The organism is Mesorhizobium sp. M7A.F.Ca.CA.004.06.1.1, from assembly GCF_003999135.1.
In the GTDB taxonomy this organism is placed as follows: Bacteria; Pseudomonadota; Alphaproteobacteria; order Rhizobiales; family Rhizobiaceae; genus Mesorhizobium.
This window is the reverse complement of record NZ_RZPQ01000548.1, coordinates 1-4,034: the sequence shown is the minus strand read 5'-3', so window position 1 is coordinate 4,034 and position 4,034 is coordinate 1. Positions and strand designations below refer to the sequence as shown.

Annotated in this window: 4 protein-coding genes and 1 pseudogene; 3 read left to right on the top strand and 2 right to left on the bottom strand. The window is 62.1% G+C overall.

The features are described 5' to 3' along the window. The 3 genes and pseudogenes from EN906_RS37415 to EN906_RS25470 form a co-directional block, all read left to right on the top strand. Positions 1 to 193 (top strand): annotated as a pseudogene (locus tag EN906_RS37415) (adenine nucleotide alpha hydrolase); the annotation flags it as partial. After that, the gene (gene larB / locus EN906_RS25475; RefSeq protein WP_127269186.1) at positions 190 to 837 is read left to right on the top strand and encodes a nickel pincer cofactor biosynthesis protein LarB; all 648 of its coding nucleotides are present in this window, start codon (positions 190 to 192) and stop codon (positions 835 to 837) included. The pseudogene EN906_RS37415 and the gene larB, both read left to right, overlap by 4 nt. Positions 838 to 967: 130 nt before the next feature. Next, positions 968 to 1,579, top strand: coding sequence for a flavin reductase family protein (locus tag EN906_RS25470; protein ID WP_024504897.1), 612 nt, complete (start codon positions 968 to 970; stop codon positions 1,577 to 1,579). 75 nt (positions 1,580 to 1,654) lie between these two features. Here the strand turns inward: EN906_RS25470 and EN906_RS25465 are convergent, their stop codons facing one another. Together EN906_RS25465 and EN906_RS25460 are read right to left on the bottom strand one after the other, a co-directional pair. Further along, the gene (locus tag EN906_RS25465; protein WP_024504898.1) at positions 1,655 to 2,512 is read right to left on the bottom strand and encodes a nitroreductase family protein; all 858 of its coding nucleotides are present in this window, start codon (positions 2,510 to 2,512) and stop codon (positions 1,655 to 1,657) included. A 55-nt stretch (positions 2,513 to 2,567) separates the two neighbouring features. Next, positions 2,568 to 4,034: CoA transferase (locus tag EN906_RS25460; RefSeq protein WP_164777348.1), on the bottom strand; the 1,467-nt coding region annotated here is incomplete at its 5' end.

Here is a 4,034-nt window from a genome sequence, read left to right as displayed (position 1 = left end):
TGACATTGCCGCCAGTGGCGTTACGTTGCGCTGCCGGATTACGCGGTCAGGCGTGGTTCTGGAACTCGGCGACGGCGTGTCCGCGCAGAAGCATCTGCTGGTCGAGATCACGCAGCGGCTTTGCGCCGAGGCAGGACGCGTCTTCGTGGGCGCCCGGCCCTACAGCCGCGGCGCGATGTTCATGCGCCCATGAACGACTTTCAACTCGACTGGCAACGCAGCAGGCGCACCGGAGTGCCGGAGGCGGTGCTATGTGAGCATAAGAGCCCGACCCAGGTGGCCGCCATCATCGTCGCTGCTTCCGAGAAAGGAGAGCGGCTGTTGTTCACGCGTCTCGACGAAAGCCATTTTCTGGCGCTCGATTTCGCCATTCGCAGTGCACTTGATTATGATCCACTGTCGCGCACTGCGGTGCTGGGCGGGTCCATGCCCGTTGCAAGCACAGGTGTGGGCATCGTGGCGGCGGGCACGTCGGATATGTCGGTCGCACGGGAAGCCGCCCGAGCGCTCTGCTTCAACGGCCATGACGCGCCTATCGTCGCCGATGTCGGTGTCGCCGGATTGTGGCGGCTTACTGAAAGGCTCGACGAAATCCGGATGTTTCGGGTTGTTATCGCTGTCGCCGGCATGGAAGGCGCGCTCTTCAGCGTGCTCGCCGGGCTGATCGCGGCGCCGTTGATCGCTGTACCGACATCTGTCGGCTACGGCGTGGCCGCCGGCGGATATGTGGCGCTCAACGCAGCGCTCGCGAGTTGCTCGCCGGGAGTTGTGGTGGTCAACATCGACAATGGCTTTGGCGCAGCGGCAGCCGCGGTGAAGATGCTTTCAATGCGTTGACGCACCAGCCTCGTTAAGCGCGATGCGCGCGTTCCGATATAGAGCAAACAATCGATTTTGCCGGTGCTAGAAAGGCGTGGCGCCAGCCAAACTGGTCTGCCCCGCCAAATCATCGGAGGTCCCCACGACAATGCAGTTCGACTTCTCCGAGCTGAAGCCGCTTGACCGGCACAAACTTCTATCCTCGACGATCACGCCACGGCCGATCGCATGGGTCACGACCGTCGCGTCGGACGGGGTGCGCAATGCAGCGCCATTCTCGTTCTTCAATGTCTTCAGCGAGGATCCCCCTGTCGTCGGTTTCAGCATCGTCGACCGGTCTGCAGGCGACAACAAGGACACAGGACGCAATATCCGGATGTCGGGCCAATTCGTCGTCAATCTGGTCGACGAGGATCGGCTGGACCAGATGAACATAACCGCCGCCGAGTTTGCGCCGGAAATCGATGAGTTTTCGCGCTCCGGGCTTGCAGAGGAAGCTTCAGTGACGATCGCCGCGCCGCGAATTGCCGAGAGCCCCGTCTCCATGGAGTGCGTGCTGCACAGCATTGTTCCTCTCGGGGTATCGCGCTCGCTCATCCTGGGAACGGTCCAGATGATGCATATACGCGACGACATGCTGATCGACCCGGTTCGCTTCCATGTCGATACACAAAAATTGCGCCTTGTCGCCAGGGCACAAGGAAACACCTATGTCCGCACGACAGACGCGTTTGAGTTGCCGAGAATCTCGGCGACGTGACAGGGCCGGCGGTTCGCAAGCCTGACGAAGTCGCAGCCCCTGTCTCTCAGTCAACATTGGCGCGCGCAACCGCAACTATTTGAGCCCAAATCCCCGCGCCTTCAGGAAGTCCGTGAGCACGTGCCTGCCGGTCAGTGCAGCAACGTCCTTTATCCGCGCCGCGGTCTGTTCAGTCCAGTCGATGTTGCGCATGTTCTGTTCGGCCTGGAATTCCCGCATGCGTGCCTCGTAGGCCGCCATAAGCTCCGGGTCGATTTGGGTATACCGCTCGCGGTGGAGGATTATGCCTTGCGGCAGGCGCGGCTTGACGTCTGTTGCCACCGCCGGATCGGGGCGGCCGACTGTCATGCCGAACACGACCATCGATTCGTCGGGCAGTCCCAGTTCGTTGGCGACGGCCTGAGGGTCGTTACGCATCGCGCCTATGTAGCAGCAGCCGAGGCCGAGCGACTCGATTGCAACAGCGGCATTCTGCGCTGCGAACGCGGCGTCCGCGATGGCAAAGATGAATGCCTCGATGTAATCGAGTGCGACACCGGCATGTCCCCGCTCATCGCTGATCGCACGCAGGCGAGCCAGATCGGCGACGAAAACGAGCAGCAGCGGCGCGTCATGGATGTGCTTCTGGTCCGCGGCGTAGCCGGCCAGCCGCGCCTTGCGATCCTTGTCCTCGACCGCAATGACGCTCCAAGCTTGGAGGTTGGAAGTTGAAGCCGCCGACTGTGCGGCCGCCACGACGAGCTCAAGGGTATTTGCGGGAAGGGGCTGGTCGAGGTAGTAGCGCACCGACCGGTGCGACAGCATCACATCCAGCGTGCTGTTCCAAGTGACGTGGGACAATTCTTCGGCGAGAGCGGGATCACGGTAGCGCGTACCGACGCGTTCACGTGCCGCTGTACCGTCGGCGACGCTGTTTCGCTGCTTGCTGGTCATCTGATTGTCATCCATCTGGTTGTTTGGCTTGATCCGCCTGGGATTCTTGCCGAGGTCAAATAACGCCCTCGTGCTTGAACGAGCGGATCTGTGCTGTTGAGTGGCCGAGGAGTTCACCGAGGACATATTCGTTGTCTTCGCCGTAACAAGGCGCTCCGCGGTTGATCAATCCGCCTGCATGCGCGGGTGTGCGGCCAAGTTTGAACGGCACTTCGGCCACGGGCCACGTCCCGATCCTTGTCCCAGGCACTTCGGTCAGCCACTCCAGCCTCCGCAACTGCGGATCGTGATCGCAGCGATCCTCCGCCGTCTGGCATACGCCAGCGGCCACGCCAGCTGCTTGCAAGCGGCTCATGCAGTCATAGGCCTCAACGCCCTCGGTCCACGTTCCAACCACCTTGTCCAGTGCATCCTGGTTGACAAGACGAGCCGCAATATTGGCGAAGCGTGGATCGGTTAGCCATTCAGGATGGCCCGCGGCATGGGCGAGCGCCGCCCATGACCGCTGGTCGCAGCACGAGATCGCGATCCAGCGATCCGCCCCCTGGCAACGATAGGCGCCATGCGGCGCGGCATTGCCATAAGGGGAGCGGTTGCCGGTACGCTGCCACACTCGCCCGTTTGCCGACCAATCAAGGATGGCCTGGCTGGCAAGGAAGATGCCCGCTTCGCATTGGGACGCATCGATATGCTGACCCTTGCCGGTGACCGAGCGGTAGTACAGCGCACCGAGGAGCGATTGGGCGAAGCCATAGGCCCCCATCCAGTCGAGATAGGAATAGCCCCACCCGGCAGGCATCGCCGGTTCGGCAAGACCGGACATCTCGTTCATCCCAGCAAACGAGGCAGCGATAGGCCCAACGGTGCGCAGTCGGCCATAGGTGCCGTAACTGCCCATGCCGGACTGCTGGACGTAGATGATATCGGGACGGATGCTGCGCAGGACGTCATACCCCAGGCCTAACCGATCGAGGACGCCCGGAGAGAAGCCTTCGGCGACGACGTCGGAGATTGCGATCAGCCGCTTGGCGATATCGATACCTTTCGGGTGGCGGATATTGAGCGAGAGCCCGCGCTTGCCCGCGTTCTTATTGTTGAACTGGCCGCCCATGTCGGGATCGCTGACGCCCGGCAGTGGGCCGGTCGCGGCCTCGCGCGCCGTGCGGCCCCCAACGGGTGCCATTGCGGCGAGGCGTGTGTCTGGGTTTTCCTTCCATTCGACCTTGATGCACTCGGCGCCAAGCGCAGCAGCAAAGCGCGTTCCGCCCGCCGAAGCAAGAAACCATGAGAAGTCAAAGATGCGGACGTTCTGCAAAGGAAAGGGACGATTGCGTGCTGAGAGCGCCGGTTTCAGGGTCGCCTCTGCCGCTACCTTTGGCGATGCCTGCCTTGAGGTGTTGCTCACTTCGTCCGTATGCTCACCGCGCAGCGGCGCGCGCTTGCCGGCCTGCCATCGTGTTTCCGAACTCAGCCATTTGCTTGTGGCATAATGGAAGCTGCGCCCAAGTTCAGGGTGATCGAC